Annotated in this window: 15 protein-coding genes; 12 read left to right on the forward strand and 3 right to left on the reverse strand. The window is 68.3% G+C overall.

Going from position 1 to position 17,784, the window contains the following annotated elements:
* Window positions 1-30 precede the first annotated feature (30 nt).
* Window positions 31-1,077, forward strand: a complete 1,047-nt coding sequence (locus HNP48_RS28655) for a GGDEF domain-containing protein (protein WP_184863696.1) — start codon at window positions 31-33, stop codon at window positions 1,075-1,077.
* 237 nt (window positions 1,078-1,314) lie between these two features.
* Here HNP48_RS28655 and HNP48_RS28660 read toward each other — a convergent pair whose 3' ends face one another.
* Both HNP48_RS28660 and alaS read right to left on the reverse strand, forming a co-directional pair.
* Window positions 1,315-2,247, reverse strand: coding sequence for a dienelactone hydrolase family protein (locus HNP48_RS28660; RefSeq protein WP_184863698.1), 933 nt, complete (start codon window positions 2,245-2,247; stop codon window positions 1,315-1,317).
* Between the two features lie 53 nt (window positions 2,248-2,300).
* Window positions 2,301-4,934 carry an alanine--tRNA ligase gene (alaS, locus tag HNP48_RS28665; protein ID WP_184863700.1) on the reverse strand — a complete coding sequence of 878 codons (2,634 nt, stop codon included), beginning with the start codon at window positions 4,932-4,934 and terminating at the stop codon, window positions 2,301-2,303.
* 488 nt (window positions 4,935-5,422) lie between these two features.
* Here alaS and HNP48_RS28670 point away from each other — a divergent pair, with 488 nt between their 5' ends.
* From HNP48_RS28670 to HNP48_RS28720, 11 genes are all read left to right on the forward strand, one after another.
* Window positions 5,423-6,337: a dihydrodipicolinate synthase family protein gene (locus tag HNP48_RS28670; protein WP_184863702.1), complete on the forward strand. Its 915-nt coding sequence runs from the start codon at window positions 5,423-5,425 to the stop codon at window positions 6,335-6,337.
* A gap of 70 nt (window positions 6,338-6,407) precedes the next feature.
* Window positions 6,408-7,526 carry a branched-chain amino acid ABC transporter substrate-binding protein gene (locus tag HNP48_RS28675; RefSeq protein ID WP_184863863.1) on the forward strand — a complete coding sequence of 373 codons (1,119 nt, stop codon included), beginning with the start codon at window positions 6,408-6,410 and terminating at the stop codon, window positions 7,524-7,526.
* 69 nt (window positions 7,527-7,595) lie between these two features.
* Complete coding sequence (locus HNP48_RS28680; RefSeq protein WP_184863865.1) at window positions 7,596-8,534, forward strand: 4-hydroxyproline epimerase; 939 nt, start codon at window positions 7,596-7,598, stop codon at window positions 8,532-8,534.
* A 4-nt stretch (window positions 8,535-8,538) separates the two neighbouring features.
* Window positions 8,539-9,660, forward strand: a complete 1,122-nt coding sequence (locus HNP48_RS28685; protein ID WP_184863704.1) for an FAD-binding oxidoreductase — start codon at window positions 8,539-8,541, stop codon at window positions 9,658-9,660.
* A complete protein-coding gene (locus HNP48_RS28690) occupies window positions 9,657-9,923 on the forward strand; it encodes a (2Fe-2S)-binding protein (protein ID WP_184863706.1) in 267 nt (88 codons plus the stop codon). The genes HNP48_RS28685 and HNP48_RS28690 overlap by 4 nt, the downstream gene beginning before the upstream one ends.
* Window positions 9,920-11,233: an FAD/NAD(P)-binding oxidoreductase gene (locus HNP48_RS28695; protein WP_184863709.1), complete on the forward strand. Its 1,314-nt coding sequence runs from the start codon at window positions 9,920-9,922 to the stop codon at window positions 11,231-11,233. Before HNP48_RS28690 ends, HNP48_RS28695 begins: the two co-directional genes overlap by 4 nt.
* Before the next feature lie 127 nt (window positions 11,234-11,360).
* Window positions 11,361-11,996, forward strand: a complete 636-nt coding sequence (locus tag HNP48_RS28700) for a TRAP transporter small permease (RefSeq protein WP_184863711.1) — start codon at window positions 11,361-11,363, stop codon at window positions 11,994-11,996.
* A 16-nt stretch (window positions 11,997-12,012) separates the two neighbouring features.
* Complete coding sequence (locus HNP48_RS28705) at window positions 12,013-13,278, forward strand: TRAP transporter large permease (protein ID WP_184863713.1); 1,266 nt, start codon at window positions 12,013-12,015, stop codon at window positions 13,276-13,278.
* A gap of 60 nt (window positions 13,279-13,338) precedes the next feature.
* On the forward strand, window positions 13,339-14,337 hold the full coding sequence (locus HNP48_RS28710) for a TRAP transporter substrate-binding protein (protein ID WP_184863715.1): 999 nt from the start codon (window positions 13,339-13,341) through the stop codon (window positions 14,335-14,337).
* Window positions 14,338-14,560: 223 nt separating this feature from the next.
* Window positions 14,561-15,238, forward strand: coding sequence for a GntR family transcriptional regulator (locus tag HNP48_RS28715; RefSeq protein WP_184863717.1), 678 nt, complete (start codon window positions 14,561-14,563; stop codon window positions 15,236-15,238).
* 8 nt (window positions 15,239-15,246) lie between these two features.
* Complete coding sequence (locus tag HNP48_RS28720; RefSeq protein ID WP_184863719.1) at window positions 15,247-16,245, forward strand: hypothetical protein; 999 nt, start codon at window positions 15,247-15,249, stop codon at window positions 16,243-16,245.
* Window positions 16,246-16,249: 4 nt separating this feature from the next.
* On the opposite strand, the gene HNP48_RS28725 is transcribed toward HNP48_RS28720, so the two are convergent.
* Entirely contained in the window at window positions 16,250-17,668 is a 1,419-nt protein-coding gene (locus HNP48_RS28725) for a PLP-dependent aminotransferase family protein (RefSeq protein WP_184863721.1), read from the reverse strand.
* Between the last annotated feature and the right edge of the window lie 116 nt (window positions 17,669-17,784).

Raw genomic sequence — 17,784 nt, forward strand, 5'->3', positions numbered from 1 at the left:
CCCCTTTACCGGACCGCCACCACCCCGCCTATGAAGCCCATTCTGCAACACCTGGTTGAAATGACCGGCCACCGCGACCACTTGCGGCTGGAGGTGTCGGTGCTCTCCACCTTGCAAAAGCTCAGCGGCATCAAGGCGGTCCGGGCGCTGGAGCTGTTCACCGACAAGGGCGTGGCCCATGTGCGGCCACGCACCTGGGTCGAAGAGGGGCAACTGGTCTCCACCGATTCCGAGGCCGCGGCCGACCCGCGGCGCGAGCTGCTGGAGCAGTACGCCGAGCTGTGCGAATGCGTGAAGAACCAGGGCGACAGCGCGCTGGCGCACCGCCCCGGGCGCCACACGCTCTGGCTGCCGGTGTGGATGCATGAGAAGGTCAGCACCTGCCTGGAAGTCACCCAGTCGCGCCCCTTCTCGGCGCACAAGCTCGAGGTGATCAAGGGCGTGTTCCTGGTCTACCAGAACTACCAGAACCTGCTGGACTACAGCGAGCGCGACGCGCTCACGGGCCTGTTCAACCGCAAGACCTTCGACGAGCAGTTCTCGCGCAATGCCGCCAGCGGCCTGAGCAGCAGCCGCCCGCAGGGCGCCGAAGCGCTGGTCAACGAGGAAGTGACGACCGACAGCGAGCCCGCGCAGAACTGGCTGGCCGTGGTGGACATCGACCATTTCAAGCTGGTCAACGACCGCTTCGGCCACCTCTACGGCGACGAGGTACTGATCCTGATCGCCAACATCCTGCGCAGCTCGTTCCGCTCGCACGACCGCATCTTCCGCTTCGGTGGCGAGGAGTTCGTGGTGCTGCTGCGCAACATCACGCTGGCACGCGCACACAAGGTGTTCAACCGCTTCCGCGAGACCGTGCAGGAGTACGACTTTCCGCAGGTGGGCCGCGTGACGGTCAGCCTGGGTTTCGTGGGCACCTCGCGCGGCTCGCCGGTGGAGATCCTGGGCCAGGCCGACCAGGCGCTCTACTACGCCAAGGAACACGGCCGCAACCAGGTCTGCTTCTACGAGGACCTGGTGGCAGCGGGCCACCTGGCGACCAAGGTCGCCAACGACGACGTCGAATTGTTCTGATCCTCCCGCTCGAGGACTTCACCTCGACGCGTGAAACCAGCGCGGCCAAGGCCAGTGCCCCCGTGCAAGGGCCGCCCCGCCGCACCGGGGGCGTCCCCCTCCCAGATTGCGAAGCAATATGAGAGAGGGGCTGAGGGCCGCGGCTCCAAGCCTGCCTGCGCAGGCTTGGACGTGCCCGAAGAGCCACCGCCTCTGGCGGTGGTGCCGAGGCGCGAAGCGACCCAGGGGATGTTTACTTCAACGGCCGAACGCCTTGTTCAACGCCGCCAGCAACTCCTTGCGCGACTGCTCACGCGCTACCGGGTGGCCGCCCACATGCACGCCCTGCCCCGGGTACACCCCATTGGGCACATCGGTGCGCAGGCGCAAGGGCACGGTGCTGTCGAAGCCGTGATAGGCCCCGTCATAAGCCACGACCCGCACCTCGCGGCCGCCCGCGGCATCGCTGCGTGGTGCGGCCAGGGCCTGGCAAGGGGCGGCGGGGGTCCAGTCATCCGCCTTGCCCACCAGCATCAGCGTGTCGGTCGCCGGCCGGTAGCCACCGCGCAGGTCGGAGCCGCAGCCCGGGTAGAAGGCCACGGACAGGCGCGGCAGCACCTTGGTGGCGGCCACATCGGCATGGCGCAGGTTGCTGGCAGCCAGCACGGCACTGCCGCCGTGCGACCAGCCCAGCAGCGCCAGGCGCTGGCCGTCCACGCCCGGCTGGGCTGCCAGCCACTGCAGGGCGGCCAGGGCATCGCGCCGCCGGTCGTTCTGGTTGATCTTGCGCGTGCCCACGCGCTGGGTGCACAGCTCCTTTTCGCCGCGCGGCGTCAGTGAATCCACGGCCAGCGCATGCCAGCCCTGCTCGTTGAGCAGCGCCGCATATTCGCGCATGCGCTCGGCCGGCTGGCCGCGCCGGTTGAGCATGCCGCCGCAGCCATGCAGCAGCAGCACGGCAGGTTGGGGCTTCTGGACGTCCTTACCGCTCACCGGGGCCAGCGCCGCCGGCGGGCGGTACCACCAGGCCTGCAAGCTCACGGTACCGCCGGAATCACCGGCGGGCGCCGGAAATTGCACCCGCTCGACCGCCTCCAGGGCAAGCTGCGCCCGGGCCGGCAATACCAACCCCAGCAGGCCGATCAGCCCCAGCGCACCCGCACGCCAGGCCGCAATGGAAGGGGTTGGCACGGGGCGGCCCATTCGGTGTGCCTGCGGTCCGTGCCCCGACCCGGTCCGTGGCCTCAGGCGCGTTCGCGCACCCAGGCCTCGACGCTGGCCAGCGCGGCCGGCACGCCGGCAGCGTTGGTGCCGCCGGCCATGGCCATGTCGGGCTTGCCGCCGCCCTTGCCGCCGACCTGTTGGGCCACGAAGTTGACCAGCTCGCCGGCCTTGACCTTGCCCACGCTGTCGGCCGTCACGCCGGCAGCGATCTGCACCTTGTCACCATCGACGGCGGCCAGCACGATGGCGGCGGACTTGAGCTTGTCCTTGAGCTTGTCCATGGTGTCGCGCAAGGCCTTGGCGTCGGCACCGGGCAGGGCCGCAGCCAGCACCTTGATGCCGTTCACGTCCACCGCCTGGCTCACCAGTTCGTCACCCTGGCTCGATGCCAGCTTGCCCTTGAGCGCGGCGATTTCCTTTTCCAGCGCCTTGACGCTGTCCAGGGTCTGGCCGATGCGGCTGTTGAGTTCGGCCACCGGGGTCTTGAAGCTGCCGGCCGCCTGGGTCACCGTGTCTTCGAGCTGCTGCAGGTAGGCCAACGCGTTGGTACCGGTCACCGCCTCGATGCGACGCACACCAGCGGCCACGCCGCCTTCGGCCACCACCTTGAACAGGCCGATGTCGCCCGTGCGCTGCACGTGCGTGCCGCCGCACAGTTCGCGGCTGGTGCCGATGTCGAGCACGCGCACGGTCTCGCCGTACTTCTCGCCAAACAGCATCATGGCGCCGGTCTTCTGGGCCGATTCGATGTCCATCACACGCGCCTGGGTGGGCACGTTGGCCAGCACTTCCTCGTTCACCAGGCGCTCGATCTCGCGCACCTGGGCGTCGGTCACAGGGGCGTTGTGGGCAAAGTCGAAGCGCGTGCGCTCGGCGTTCACCAGGCTGCCCTTTTGCTGCACATGGCTGCCCAGCACTTCGCGCAGGGCCTTGTGCATCAGGTGGGTGGCCGAGTGGTTGCGCACCGTGGCGGCGCGCAGGGCCGTGTTGACCTCGGCCTGCACGGTGTCGCCCACGTTCAGCGTGCCTTCTTCGAGGGTGCCGTGGTGGCCGTACACGTCGGCCTTGATCTTGAGCGTGTCGCCCACCGCAAAGCGCGCCGAGCCGCTGGTGATAACGCCTTCGTCACCCACCTGGCCGCCGCTTTCGGCATAGAAGGGGGTGGTGTCGAGCACCACCACGCCGTTCTGGCCGGCCTTGAGGGCGGCGGTGCTGGTGCCGTCCACATAGATGGCGGTGATCTTGGCGGTTTCGGCCAGTTGTTCGTAGCCGGTGAAGCGGTTCACCTCGCCGGTGTACTCCAGGGCCTTGTCCATCTTGAACTTGCCGGCAGCACGGGCTTGCGCCTTCTGCTTTTCCATGGCGACCTTGAAGCCAGCCTCGTCCACCTCGACATCGCGCTCGCGGCAGACGTCGTTGGTCAGGTCCAGCGGGAAGCCATAGGTGTCGTGCAGCTTGAAGGCCACGTCGCCAGGCAGCACCTTGGCGCCACCGGCCAGGGCGGCGTCGAGGATTTCCATGCCGTTGGCGAGGGTCTCGAAGAAGCGTTCTTCCTCGGCCTTGAGCACCTCGGTGATGCGCTGCTCCTGCTCGCGCAGTTTGGGGTAGGCATCGCCCATCACGCGCACCAGTTCGGCCACCAGCTTGTGGAAGAACGGCGTCTTCTTGCCCAGCTTGTAGCCGTGGCGGATGGCGCGGCGCACGATGCGGCGCTGCACATAGCCGCGGCCCTCGTTGCTCGGGATCACGCCGTCGCTCACCAGGAAGGCGGTGGCGCGGATGTGGTCGGCGATGACGCGCAGGCTCTTGTTGTTCAGGTCGGCCACGCCGGTTTCGCGGCCGGCGGCCTTGATCAGCGCGTCGAACAGGTCGATCTCGTAGTTGCTGTGCACGTGCTGCAGGATGGCGGCCAGGCGCTCCAGGCCCATGCCGGTGTCCACGCAGGGCGCGGGCAGCGGCGTGACCGAGCCGTCCTCGGCCATGTCGAACTGCATGAACACGTTGTTCCAGATCTCGATGAAGCGGTCGCCGTCTTCATCGGGGCTGCCGGGAGGGCCGCCGGGGATGTGGTCGCCGTGGTCGTAGAAGATCTCGCTGCAGGGGCCGCAGGGGCCGGTGTCGGCCATCATCCAGAAGTTGTCGGACTTGTAGCGGCCGCCCTTGTTGTCGCCGATGCGGATCACGCGCTCGGGCGGCAGGCCGATTTCCTTGGTCCAGATGTCGTAGGCCTCGTCGTCCTCCTCGTACACGGTGGCCAAGAGGCGCTCGGGGGGCAGCTTGTACACGGTGGTCAGCAGCTCCCAGGCCCACTTGAGCGACTCGCGCTTGAAGTAGTCGCCAAAGCTCCAGTTGCCCAGCATCTCGAAGAAGGTGTGGTGGCGTGCGGTGTAGCCGACGTTCTCCAGATCGTTGTGCTTGCCGCCGGCACGCAGGCAGGCCTGCACCGACACCGCGCGGTTGTAGGGGCGCTTGTCCGTGCCCAGGAACACGTCCTTGAACTGCACCATGCCGGAGTTGGTGAACATCAGCGTGGGATCGTTGCCGGGCACCAGCGAGCTCGAGGCCACGATGGTGTGGCCCTTGGAGGCAAAGAAGTCCAGGAAGGACTTGCGGATGTCGGCAACCGAGAACGATGGCGTGGTGTTGTTGGTCATGTGCGAAAAGGGGCAACAGGCCTGGATCAGTGAGGGGCCTCGCGCACGCGGCGCAGCCACCCGGTTTATGGGGAGAACCCACGATTCTATCGAGACCGCGGGGTGAAACGGCCGGCGGCCGCCAGAGACACCGCAGTTCGCTGCCGCCAGGGCCCACCGGCGCGCCTTCTGGCACAAGCAGCCAGCCCCCGTGGGGCCTTGCGGGCATGCCCAGGGCACGGCGCCCCTTGCCCCTGCACCCCGCCCCGTTGCGGTGCCCTGCGCCCCACGCCGGGGCAGACACCGCCCCGAAAACGGGGCATCCGGCCCCGGGCGCCCGCATGCGCCCCTCGCCTCCCGGGGAGGCCAAGCGCAAAACCAGCTGGCACGCAAGCTGCTAAATACCCTGACAAGATATTTCAAATATTTTCTTAATATATTTACTAATCCTCTCGCACCGACCCCCTTCCCATTCTTCGTCCTTCCTCTTTTTTCCCAGGAGTCCATCCATGAGCAATCCCCGCTGGCAAGGCATCTTCCCCGCCATCACCACCAAGTTCCACGCCGATGAGAGCATCGATGCCGAAGGCACGGCGCGCCACATCGACTTCCAGATCCGCAACGGCATCCACGGCCTCGTCACCTGCGGCTCGCTGGGCGAGGCCAGCACCCTCACATTGGAAGAAAAACTGCAGGTCGCCAAGATCGCCCTGGAAGCCGCCGACGGCCGCATCCCCGTGCTGGCCAACGTCTCGGAAACCAGCACCCGCGAGGCGCTGCGCTACATCGATGGCGGCAACAAGCTGGGCGTGGCCGGCTACATGGTGATGCCCTCGGTGATCTACGTGGCCGATGCGCGCGAGGCCATGGCCAATGTGCGCGCCATGGCCAAGGCCGCGCAAAAGCCGCTCATGGTCTACAACAACCCCGTGGCCTACCGCGTGGACCTGAAGCCCGAACACATGCTGGAGCTGGCCGACTGCGAGTGGATCGCCGCCATCAAGGAGAGCACCGACAACATCCGCCGCATCACCGACCTGCGCAACACCGTGGGCGACCGCTACCAGCTCTTCCTGGGCGTGGACGACCTGGCCTACGAAGGCCTGGCCCTGGGCTGCGACGGCCTGCTGGCCGGCGTGGGCTGCGCCTTCCCGCGCGAGACGGTGGCGCTGTACGACCTGATGAAGGCCGGCCGCTTTGCCGAGGCGCTCAAGCTCTACCAGTGGATGACGCCCATGCTGCACCTCGATGTGTCGACCAAGCTGGTGCAGAACCTCAAGCTCATTGACCTGCTGGTGGGCGTGGGCACCGAGCACATGCGCCGCCCGCGCCTGCCGCTGATCGGCGAGGAGCGCGCCTTCGTCGAGCGCATCGTGAAAAAGGCGCTGGAGACGCGCCCCACCGAGTACCAGTCGGTCGCCTGAGCACCGACGCCCCCTCTCCCCCTCCCCTTCACAACAAAGGTTTTCCATGACAGGTACATCGACTGGATTCATGACCCCCGTGGCCATTGCGGCCGCGGCACTGCTGCTGTCGGCCCCTGCGTCCGCGCAGGAGCAGGTGGTCAAGATCGGCCACAGCGGCCCGCTGTCCGGCCCCAATGCCTTCGCGGGCAAGGACAACGAGAACGGCGTGCGCCTGGCCGTGGAGGAGCTCAATGCCAAGAAGATCGTGGTGGGGGGCAAAACGCTCAAGTTCGAGCTGGTGTCGGAAGACGACCAGTGCGACGCCCGCACCGGCGTGAGCGTGGCGCAGAAGCTGGTGGACAGCGGCGTCAAGTTCGTCATGGGCCCGTACTGCTCGGGCGTGGCCATCCCGGCCTCACGCGTCTACAACGAGGGCGGGGCCATGGTGTCCACTGTGGGCACCAACCCCAAGGTCACCGAGAACGGCTACAAGAACCTGTTCCGCATCATCGCCAGCGACACCCAGATCGGCTCCAACATGGCCGTGTATGCGGCCAAGGAGCTCAAGGTCAAGCAGGTCGCCGTGATCGACGACCGCACCGCCTTCGGCCAGGGCGTGGCCGAGCAGTTCAGCAAGGAGGCCAAGAAGCAGGGCCTCACCGTGGTGGGCCAGGAGTTCACCACCGACAAGTCCACGGACTTTCTGTCCATCCTCACCAGCCTCAAGGGCAAGCAGCCCGAGGCCATCTTCTTCGGCGGCTACGCCCCGCAGGCCGCGCCCATGGCGCGGCAGATGAAGCAACTGGGCCTGAGCGCCAAGCTGCTGGGCGGCGACACCCTGTGCAGCCCCGAGGTCGGCAAGCTCGGCGGCGAAGCCGTCAACGACACCGTGGTCTGCGCCCAGGGCGGCACCATGCTCGACAAGGTGGCCTCGGGCCCGGCTTTCAAGGCGAAGTACAAGGCGCGCTTCAAGCAGGACGCCGATGCCTATGCGGCCTCCTACTACGACCAGGTGATGTTCATGGCCGAGGCCATGCAGAAGGCCCAGTCCACCGACCCCGCCAAGGTCGGCGCCCAGATGGGCCAGCTGAGCCACCAGGGCGTTGCCGGCACCTATGCCTACGATGACAAGGGCAACCTCAAGCAGGCGCCGATCACGGTGCTCACGTTCAAAAACGCTGCGCCTGTCCCCCTCGCCAGCTATTGACACCGCGCGGGGATCGCTACGATCCCCGCATCCAACCCTCAGCGACTGACCATGACCCCCAACCGCGCCATGCAACGCATCCAGATCCTCGACTCCCACACCGGGGGGGAACCCACGCGCCTTGTGGTCGGCGGCTTTCCCGACCTGGGCACGGGCAGCATGGCCGAGCGCCGCGCGCTGCTGGCCGGCCAGCACGATGCTTGGCGCGCGGCCACGGTGCTGGAGCCGCGCGGCAACGACGTGATCGTGGGGGCCTTGCTGTGCACACCGCAGGACCCGGCCAACGCGGCGGGCGTGGTCTTCTTCAACAACACCGGGTACCTGGGCATGTGCGGCCACGGCACCATCGGCCTGGTGGCCTCGCTGGCCTACCTGGGCCGCATCCAGCCCGGCGAGCATGGCATCGAGACGCCCGTGGGCACGGTGACGACCACGCTGCACGAAGATGGCTCGGTCAGCGTGCGCAATGTGCCGGCCTACCGGCTGCACCAGGGCCTGTCGCTCACGGTGCCGGGCATCGGCAGCGTCACGGGCGATGTGGCCTGGGGCGGCAACTGGTTCTTTCTGATGAGCGAGCACGGCCAGCGCGTGGCCAGCGACAACCTGCAGGCCCTGATCGACTACACCTGCGCCATCCAGCAGGCCCTGAAGGAGCAGGGCATCCGCGGCGACAACGGCGGCGAGATCGACCACATCGAACTGTTCGCCGATGACGCGGTGGCCGACAGCCGCAACTTCGTGCTCTGCCCGGGCCGTGCCTACGATCGCTCGCCCTGCGGCACGGGCACCAGCGCCAAGCTGGCCTGCCTGGCGGCCGATGGCAAGCTCGCGCCCGGCCAGGTGTGGCGCCAGGCCAGCATCATCGGCAGCAGCTTCGAGGCCAGCTACCAGCCCGATGCCATGCCGGGCCGCATCATCCCCACCTTGCGCGGCAGCGCCCACATGAGCGCCGAAGCCACGCTGCTGATCGCGCAGGACGACCCCTTTGCCTGGGGCATCCGCCTTTAAGGCCATGCCCCACACTGCGGATGTGATCGTCATCGGCGCCGGCATGGTGGGTGCGGCCTGCGCCCACCTGCTGGCCAGCGCCGGCCTGTCGGTACTGGTGCTCGATGCGCGCCGGGGCGGCGCCACACAGGCCGGCATGGGCCACCTGGTGGTGATGGACGACAACGCCGCCGAACTGTCGCTGAGCCAGGCCTCACTGGAGCAGTGGCATGCCTGGGGCCCGCGCATGAATGCCGACCTGCCGGGCTGTGCCTACGCCAACTGCGGCACGCTCTGGATCGCGGCCAATGCCGAAGAAATGGCCGGTGCCGAAGCCAAGGCCACCGGGCTGCGTGCACACGGCATAGCCTGCGAACTGTGGGACGCCGCAACGCTGGCCCGAGAGGAGCCAGCGCTGCGCCCCGGCCTGCATGGCGCGCTCAAGGTGGGGGGCGACAGCGTGGTCTATGCGCCCAATGCCGCGCAGTGGTTGCTGGCCCATGCGGCCCAGCCCATCACCGTCGAACATGCCCAGGTGGCACGCATCGAGGGCCGGCGTGTGCACCTGGCCGACGGCAGCGTGCGCGAGGGCGGCGCCGTGCTGCTGGCCGCGGGCATCCACGCCACCGACCTGTGCCCCGGCCTGCCCATCCGCCCCAAGAAGGGGCACCTGGCCATCACCGACCGCTACCCGGGCACCGTGCGGCACCAGCTGGTGGAGCTGGGCTACATCACCAATGCGCACCAGAGCGATGGCACCTCGGTCGCCTTCAACCTGCAGCCGCGGCCCACAGGGCAATTGCTGATCGGCTCGTCGCGCCAGTTCGACACCACCGACCCGGCCATCGACAACGCGGTGCTGGCGCGCATGCTGCAGCGCGCGCTGGAATACGTGCCAGGCCTGGCCGAACTCAACGCCCTCCGCACCTGGACGGGCTTTCGCGCGGCCACGCCCGATGGCCTGCCGCTCATCGGCCGCCACCCGCAGCACCGCGACCTGTGGCTGGCCGTGGGCCACGAGGGCCTGGGGGTGACCACGGCACCGGCCACGGCCCAACTGCTGGCGGCGCAAATCACGGGCGCCACGCCGCCACTGGACCCGGCGCCCTATTCCCCCGACCGCTTCGACCTGGGTACCCCGGCATGAGCACCGCCCCCACCCTCCAGATCCATGCCGATGGCGTACGCCTGCAGGTCGCCCGCGGCACCAGCGTGGCCGCCGCCCTGGCCCAGGTGCCGCCCGGGCGCACACGCACGTCCGTCACCGGCCAGCCGCGCGCACCGCTGTGCGGCATGGGTGTGTGCCATGAATGCCGCGTGCGCATCGACGGCCGCGTGCGCCTGGCCTGCCAGACCCTGTGCACCGAGGGCATGCAGGTCCATACCGATACCGGCACCGCCAGGCCATGAACACATCCCTCCCCCAGCCGGCGCCTGCGCGCTGCGACATCCTCATCATCGGTGCCGGCCCCGCGGGCATGGCGGCGGCGCTGGCGGCCGCCCCGAGCGGCGCGGCCATCACCCTCGTGGACGACAACCCCGAGGCCGGTGGCCAGATCTGGCGCGACGGCCCGGGCGCCAGCCTGCCCCCGCTGGCCCGCCAGCACCGCGAGGCACTGGCCCGGCACACCAACATCACCCTGTTGCGTGGCACGCGCGTGGTGGGTCTGGGCGATGCGCCCACCGCAGGGGAAGCCCCCACCCTGCTGCTCGAAGATGCCGAGCACGGCTGGGCCCAGCACAGCCACCGCCTCATCCTGTGCACCGGGGCGCGCGAGCTGCTGCTGCCGTTTCCGGGCTGGACGCTGCCGGGCGTGACCGGCGCGGGCGGCCTGCAGGCCCTGGTCAAGGCCGGGTTGCCCGTACAGGGCCAGCGCATCGTGGTCGCGGGCACGGGCCCGCTGCTGCTGGCAGCGGCCGCCACGGCCGCCAAGGCGGGCGCCCAGGTGGTGCGCGTGGCCGAGCAGGCCGGCTGGCGCGCACTGGCCGGCTTTGCCATGCAACTGCCGCGCTGGCCCGCCAAGGCCATGCAGGCACTCACCTTGCTGCAGCCGCAACTGCGGGCAGGCAGCCATGTGCTCGAAGCCCAGGGCGATGGCCAGGTGCAAGCCGTGCGCCTGCGCACGCCCTCGGGCGAAGAAAGCATCGCCTGCGAGCGCCTGGCCTGCGGCTTCGGCCTGGTGCCCAACACACACCTGGGGCAGATGCTGGGCTGCGCCCTGGGCGGGCCGCTGAGCCATGGCCTGGGCCTGCAGGTCGATGCCCAGATGCGCACCAGCGTGGCTGGTGTCTACGCCGCAGGTGAATGCACAGGCTTTGGCGGCAGCGAGCGTGCACTGGCACAGGGCGCTCTCGCCGGCCACGCCGCCGCGAACCACACCACACCGGTGCAAGCCCTGCAGGCCACGCTGCGCCGCTGGGAAGGCTTTGCCCAGGCACTGCAGCACTCCTTCGCACTGAACGATGCCCTGAAGACCCTGGCCCGGCCGGACACCCTGGTCTGCCGCTGCGAAGACGTACCCCATGCCGAGCTGGTGGGGCGCAGCGGCTGGATCGACGCCAAGTTGCGCACGCGCTGCGGCATGGGCGCCTGCCAGGGCCGCATCTGCGGGGCCGCAACGCAGCAACTCTTCGGCTGGACACCAGCGCCAGCACGCCACCTGCTCGCACCGGCACGCATCGCCACGCTCGCCGCGGCCCCCGGCGACCCACCGGGCTGAACCACGCCCTAGGCGGGCGCTTGCGCCCCCGTGCCCGGCATCCATTTTGCTTTTACATATATCAGCAACATATTTATTGCACCAGTTCCGGTCTCCCGTTCACAAGCACCCACAACAAACCGACGCCATGGCCACCGCTCCCAGCACCCCCACCCCTTCTGCCGCCCCGCCGCGCGCGCCCGTGCGCTGGCTGCTGGATTTCTCCGGCTGGCTGCTGCGCATGGAACGCCATGCGCTGACGGCCCTGATGGCGCTGTTGATCCTGCTGATCCTGCTCAATGTGGTGACGCGCTACACCGGCATGCCCATCTACTGGGTCGACGAGGCGGCGGTCTACACGGTGGTGTGGCTGACCTTCGTGGGCGCCTCGGTCATGACGCGGCTGCGCATGGACTTCGCCGTGACCATGCTCACCGACCAGTTGGGTGCGCGCGGCGCGCGGGTCGCCAAGTCGGTGGCCACCCTGGGCGTGACGGCCTTCGGTGTGGCCATGCTGTGGATGTGCTGGCTGTGGATGGACCCCATCGGCATCGCCCGCTACGGCTTCGATGCCAAGGAGTACGCGGCCGAGAGCTTCAATTTTCTCTACACCGAGCGCACGCAGACGCTCAACTGGCCCACCTGGGTGCTGCAGCTGATCCTGCCGGTCTTTTCGGCGACCTTCTGCGTGCATGCGCTGGCCAACCTGCTCGAAGACCTGGGCGCGGCCGAGCGGCGCATCCACCCCGGCTTCGACGTGGTCAACGCCGACGCCGTGAACTGACCCCGGAAGGCGCCCCATGATCACCACCCTCTTCTTCACCATCGCGCTCCTGGTGGGCGTGCCCATCGGCGTGTGCCTGTGCCTCTCGGGCATCGTCTACATCGTCGCCACCGGCGGCACGGTGCTGTTCCAGTCGTTTCCCATGCAGATGTTCGCGGGGGTGGACAGCTATGGGCTGATCGCCATCCCGCTGTTCATCCTGATCGGCGAGATCATGAACAGCGGCGGCATCACGCGGCGGCTGGTGGACCTGTCCATGGCCTTCATCGGCTCGGTCAAGGGCGGCCTGGCCTACGTGAACATCCTGGCCAACATGCTGGTCTCGTCCATCATCGGCTCGGCCACGGCGCAGGTGGCCATCATGTCGCAGGTCATGGTGCCCGAGATGGAAAAGCAGGGCTACGACAAGACCTTCGCGGCCGGCCTCACGGTCTACGGCGGCATGCTCGGGCCCATCATTCCGCCCTCGGTGATGTTCGTGGTGTTCAGCGTGCTGGCCCAGGTGGCCGTGGGCGACATGCTGATCGCCGGCATCCTGCCCGGGGTGCTGCTCACGCTGCTGTTCTTCATCGTGATCGCCCTCATGGGCTTCATCTACGACTACCCGCGCAGCGAAAAGCGCACGCTGGCCCAGCGCGCGCGCACCATCGTGCAGGCCAGCCCCACGCTGCTGATCCCCATCGTCATCGTGGGCTCCATCCTGGGTGGTATCGCCAACCCCACCGAGGCAGCCGCCGTAGGAGCGCTGGCTTCGGCCCTGGTGGGCCGCTATGTGACCAAGGAATTCCGCTTCAACGCCATTCCGGCCATCCTGCTGCGCTCGGCCATCTACTCGGCCATCGTGCTGTTCCTGGTGGCGGCGGCGGCCGTGTTCTCGTGGCTGCTGATCTACGGCAAGGTGCCGCAGATGGTGGCGGCCTGGATACAGACCGTGGCGCACGACCCGGTCACCTTCCTGCTGCTGGCCAACGTGATCCTGCTGGTCATCGGCACGGTGATCGACGGCATTCCCGGGCTCATCATGACCGTGCCCATCCTGCTGCCGATCGCCACCGAGGTCTACCACATCGACCCGCGCCACTTCGGCGTGGTGGTGGTGGTCAACCTGGTGCTGGGCCTGATGACGCCGCCCGTGGGCCTGAGCTTCTTCGTCGCCTCGGCCGTGACCGGGGCCAAGCCCGGAAAGATGTTCATCGTCACGCTGCCCTTCTTTCTCATCAGCTGCGTGGCGCTGGTGCTGCTGTCGCTGTTCCCCAGCCTGTCGCTGGCGCTGCTCGAGTAGGCCTGCCCCTCCCCCATTCCGTTCCCGCCTGTCCCTTCCCCCGACCAAGGAGAGTCCACCATGACCACCACCCGCCGCCAGTTCATCCAGCGCCATGCCGTGGCCGCTGCTGCCACCGTCGCCGCCCCGCTCGTGTTCGCACAGGGCGCGGGCGCCAAGGAATTCCGCCTGGGCCTGATCACCCCGGCCGGGCACTCGTGGAACCGCGCCGCGCTGCAGTTCGGCGAGGCGCTCAAGAAGGAAAGCGAAGGCCGCCTGAGCGTGACCGTGTTCCACTCGGGCCAGCTCGGCAACGAGGCGGCCATGATGCAGCAGCTGCAGTCGGGCGCCCTGGACATGGGCTGGATCCAGGCCGCCGAGCTGGGCTCGCGCGTGGCCAGCGTCGCGGCCATCAATGCCCCCTACCTGGTGCGCTCCACGCCCAGCGTGGCCAAGCTGGTCAAACACCCGGCGGCCACCAAGCTGCTGGAGGTGCTGCCGCGCGAGACCGGCACCATCGGCCTGGGCTGGGGCATCACCGGCATGCGCGCGGTGTTCTCCACCAAGGACATCGCCAGCCCCACCGACCTCAAGGGCATGAAGCTGCGCATCAACCCCACGCCCGTGTACCGCGACTTCTACCAGATGCTGGGGGCCGCGCCCACGCCCATCCCCACGCCCCAGGTGTTCGACGCCATGAGCAACGGCCAGGTGGACGGGCTGGAGGCCGACATCGAGTTCTCGTGGAACCAGCGCTTCGACAAGGTCGCCAAGACCCTGCTGCAGATGAACGCGCTGTTCATGCCCTTCGCGCCGCTGGTCTCGGGCCGCATCTGGCAGGGGCTGGACGCCAAGGACAAGGAGCTGATCCGCAAGCTCGTGGCCCAGTCGCTCAATGCGCAGATCAACGACATCGTGACCACCGAGGCCGGCCTGATCGACAAGTTCAAGGGCACCTCCATCGCGTTCAAGACCGCCTCGTCCTTCAACCCCGATGCCAGCATCCAGGAGTTCGACAAGCTGTGGCTGCCCAAGGCCCCGCAGATCGCCGAGTTGCGCAAGGCAGGGGCCGCGCTGTGATTCAAGGCGACACTGAATAAGTCTTCGCGATGACGCGTGCCCAGATTTGGGATGGGCTGCCAGGCGCAAAGCGCAGCCATAGCCGGTGCTATGGCGAGCATTTGCAACGCCGCAGACCGCCCAAAGCGGGGCGCGCGACGCGCGAGGGACTTGTTCAGTGTTGCCTTAAGATCGGCACAGGGCGGCCCCCACGGGGCCGCACTCCACCCGCATTTCTCCCCCGATGACCTTGAGCAGCAGCCCCTCCCCCCGCAAAGACACCGGCCCCAAGCGGCGCGCGGCGGACGTGGCCTACGAAGCCATCGAGGCCATGATCGCCACCCTGCAGCTGCAACCCGGCAGCCCGGTGGTGGAGGCCGAGATCGCCGAGAGCACGGGACTGGGCCGCACGCCCGTGCGCGAGGCCCTGCTGCGCATGGTCTCCATCGGCCTCATCGTGCAGCAGCCGCGCCGCGGGCTGCAGGTCTCCAACATCGACCTGGCGGACCACCTGGACGTGATCCAGACGCGCCGCGTGCTGGAGCGCCTGATCGCATCCTGCGCGGCACGGCGCGCCACCGCGCCGCAGCGCCAGGCCATCGTGCGCTGCGCCGAGGAGATGGTGCGCGCAGCCGAGCGTGGCGAGCTTGACGGCTACATGCTGGCCGACCACGAGCTCGACAAGATCGTGCACCTGGCCAGCCAGAACCAGTCGGCCGTGAAGTCGGTGGCACCGCTCATCGTGCAGTGCCGCCGCTTCTGGTATGCCTACCAGCACGAGGGCGACGTGAGCGAGGGCGCACGCGCCCACATGCACCTGGCCCAGGGCATCGCCAGCGGCGACGAGGCGCATGCCGTGGCCGGCGCCAACCAGCTCATGGACTACCTGGAGCAGTTCGCGCGGCGCATCATCGACCGGTGAGCGCGGCCGTGTTCACAACCACCACCATCGCGGAGCTTCCCGGCGCATTCACCGCGCCGTCCTGGCTGCGGTCCACGGACCCGGTGCTCTTGCACACGGGCGATCTGGCGCTGGAGGGCGACCTGCTGCTCGACTGGAACGCCGGCTGGACCGATGGCCGCACCGCAGCCACGCTCGCCGGGATCCCAGGGCAGGAGGTCTGCGGCCTGTGCGTGCAGGGCGACCTGCACCTTGCCGGCGCGCTGGTGAATGCCGATGGCGAGTCCGGTCCGCTGCTGCTGGTGACCGGCGCGCTGCATGCGCGCCAGGCCAGTTGCGGCGGCGCCTATATCCGCGTGGGCGGCGACCTGTGCGTGCAGGAAGTCGTCTACGGCCACTACAACCATGGCCAGCTGGTCGTGGGCGGGCAGATCATTGCCCAGGCGCTGGTCAATGACGACCATAGCATCGATGTGCGGGGCACCCCGGCCAAAGGCAGCAGGATGCCCGTGATCGACCTGTTCCACGGCAGGGATTCCGACGACTCCGAGCGCCTGCCTGCTGCCTTGAAGAAGCTGCTCAAGAGGTCGCCACTGTCGCTGGAATCGGTGCGCGCCGGCCTGCGCCAGGGCCGCAGTCTGGCGTCCATGGCCACGCCGCAGACGGCGCAGGAGTGGCGCGACGTGGTCTGGAGCGACTATTCCCGCATCGCCAAGGTCCCCAAGGAGTTGCGCACCGAGGCCATGTACCTGGCCCTGCTGGCACCGCAGTGCCCACTGCCCCGGCCCGAGGTGCACGAGCTGTTCTCCAGGATCCCACCCAAGGAACTGACGCGCGCCGTGCGCCAGGCCGCCTTTGCGCTGGCACCCAAGAGCCTGCTGATGCTGCCACCGAAGTTCAATCTGCAGCGCGAGTTCGAGGCCTGCTTTCTCGCGCTGGACGATCCGCAGGCGCTGGCCGCGGAGATCCCCACGCAGTTCATGAGCCCGGCCATGGCGGCGCACCTGGCGGCCCAGCGCACGCCATAGGCGCCTACTGCCCTCCCTGGCTCCCCAGCGCGATGCGCTGCTCCAGAAAGCGCCACAGGCGTTCGTCCTCGCAGAACGCCACGTTGAAGCGCAGCCAGCCCGTGGGGCGCGGGTCCACGAGGAACAGAGCGCCCGGGCCAAGCATGATGCCTTCGCCCGTGGCTTCCTTGGACAGCTCGGCACTGTCGGGCAGATCGGGGTGCCGGGCCCACAGGTACATGCCGGCTTCAGGCTCGTGGAACAGCTCGAAGCCCAGGGTCAGCAGCTTGCGGCCCACATTGCGGTGCGCCTCGGCCAGGCGCTCGCGCAGCGACTTGAGGTGCTTGCGCCAGCGGCCGTCCGTCACCACGCCGAAGGTGACGCGTTCCGTGATTTCCGAAGAGGTGAGCCCCGAGATCATCTTCAGGTGCAGCAGCTCGTCCAGCGTGTCGCGCCGCGCAGCGACGAAGCCTGTGCGCAGATTGGGCGAGATGGTCTTGGAGAAGCTGCCCAGGTAGATCACCCGGCTCAACTGGTCCAGGCTGGCCAGCGAGGGGCGCACGCTGCTGTCCATGTCGGCGTAGATGTCGTTCTCCACCAGGGTGAAGCCGTGCTGCTCGGCCAGCTGCAGCAGGCGGTGCAGGTGCGCCACCGACGCCATGGAACAGGTGGGGCTTTGCAGGCGCGGCTGGGTGAAGAAGGCCTTGGGCTTGTACTGCGTGAGCAATGCCTCCAGCGCCGGCAGGTCGTAGCCCGTGGGGGTGCGCGGCACGCCCACGGGATGGGCCCCGGCAAAGCGCAGCATGAACAGGAGGTTGGGATAGCTCGGGTCGTCCACCAGCACCACGTCACCGGGCTTGAGCAGCAGCCTGGCCGCCAGGTCCAGCGCCTGGCTGGAGCCCTGCGTCAGCAGGATCTGGTCGGGGTCGACGGCCAGGTGCTGCTCGCCCAGCGACTCGGCCACCACCATGCGCAGCGCCATGTGGCCATGCGGCAGGCCATAGCCGTCGAGCGCCGGGCTGTCGGTCGACAACTGCCGCATGCTGCGGCGCACCGCATCGCCGAACAGCCAGTCGTGCGGCAGCCACCCGCAGCCCGGCTTCATCGGCAGGTTGCGGTTCTCGAAGATCTGCTTGAGGTACCAGCGCGCATCGAAGCTGGGCAGCGGGCGCTCCCGGGCGCCGCTGGCGGACCCTCCCCCTTCATCGCCGCGGCGCTTGACGAAGAAGCCCGCATGCGCCCGCGATACCAGCCAGCCCTGGGCCACCAGGCGGTCGTAGGCCTCCACCACAGTGAACACGCTGACGCCATGGGCGGCGGCAAAGGCCCGGATCGAAGGGAGCTTGCTGCCAGGCTTGAGCACCTGGCTGACGATGAGGCCCCGCAGACCATCGACGATCTGGCTGACCAGAGGTGTCTGGAGGTCCGGGCTGAGAGTGAGCATCAGGAAAGCAAAAAAGGAGCGAATTGTGCACTGGGCGGGCGCGCACCAGATCAGGGAATGCCTGTACAGGACCTGCGACCTGCACAGTGCGCGGCAAATGCCGTGTGGCTGTACAT

The organism is Acidovorax soli, assembly GCF_014207955.1.
GTDB lineage: Bacteria > Pseudomonadota > Gammaproteobacteria > Burkholderiales > Burkholderiaceae_C > Acidovorax > Acidovorax soli_A.

Coding starts and splice junctions, on each gene's coding strand:
- HNP48_RS28655 (WP_184863696.1), top strand. CDS start 31: ATGAAGCCCATTCTGCAACACCTGGTTGAAATGACCGGCCACCGCGAC.
- alaS (WP_184863700.1), bottom strand. CDS start 4,934: ATGACCAACAACACCACGCCATCGTTCTCGGTTGCCGACATCCGCAAG.
- HNP48_RS28670 (WP_184863702.1), top strand. CDS start 5,423: ATGAGCAATCCCCGCTGGCAAGGCATCTTCCCCGCCATCACCACCAAG.
- HNP48_RS28675 (WP_184863863.1), top strand. CDS start 6,408: ATGACCCCCGTGGCCATTGCGGCCGCGGCACTGCTGCTGTCGGCCCCT.
- HNP48_RS28680 (WP_184863865.1), top strand. CDS start 7,596: ATGCAACGCATCCAGATCCTCGACTCCCACACCGGGGGGGAACCCACG.
- HNP48_RS28685 (WP_184863704.1), top strand. CDS start 8,539: ATGCCCCACACTGCGGATGTGATCGTCATCGGCGCCGGCATGGTGGGT.
- HNP48_RS28690 (WP_184863706.1), top strand. CDS start 9,657: ATGAGCACCGCCCCCACCCTCCAGATCCATGCCGATGGCGTACGCCTG.
- HNP48_RS28695 (WP_184863709.1), top strand. CDS start 9,920: ATGAACACATCCCTCCCCCAGCCGGCGCCTGCGCGCTGCGACATCCTC.
- HNP48_RS28700 (WP_184863711.1), top strand. CDS start 11,361: ATGGCCACCGCTCCCAGCACCCCCACCCCTTCTGCCGCCCCGCCGCGC.
- HNP48_RS28705 (WP_184863713.1), top strand. CDS start 12,013: ATGATCACCACCCTCTTCTTCACCATCGCGCTCCTGGTGGGCGTGCCC.
- HNP48_RS28710 (WP_184863715.1), top strand. CDS start 13,339: ATGACCACCACCCGCCGCCAGTTCATCCAGCGCCATGCCGTGGCCGCT.
- HNP48_RS28715 (WP_184863717.1), top strand. CDS start 14,561: ATGACCTTGAGCAGCAGCCCCTCCCCCCGCAAAGACACCGGCCCCAAG.
- HNP48_RS28725 (WP_184863721.1), bottom strand. CDS start 17,668: ATGCTCACTCTCAGCCCGGACCTCCAGACACCTCTGGTCAGCCAGATC.